Source organism: Acidisoma sp. S159, assembly GCF_009766125.1.
Lineage (GTDB): Bacteria > Pseudomonadota > Alphaproteobacteria > Acetobacterales > Acetobacteraceae > Acidisoma.
Window position 1 is genome coordinate 1 of the sequence record NZ_LMUG01000087.1, and the last position, 258, is coordinate 258.

The 258-nt window shown below is 66.7% G+C and carries 1 pseudogene; it reads left to right on the forward strand.

Annotated features, from left to right (window positions below):
- Nucleotides 1–258, forward strand: a pseudogene (locus tag GSQ92_RS26795) (hypothetical protein); the annotation flags it as partial.

Genomic DNA, 258 nt, shown 5'->3' on the forward strand with positions numbered 1-258 from the left:
GGCCGACTACGCACTCGGGGAGCCAGGACTCATCAACGAGGTCGCCCCCGCCTTGCCGGCCGAGGCGGCAGGACAAGCGATCGTGCTCGACTACGCCGCTACAGGACTGACGCTGCGGCAGCATCCCCTCGCCTTGCTGCGGCCGAAATTATCGAAACAGGGATATCACGACACCCGACACCTCAACTCGGCACGCGCGGGCAGTTCCATTCGCCTGCCCGGGATCGTGCTCATGCGGCAACGGCCGGGCACGGCGAA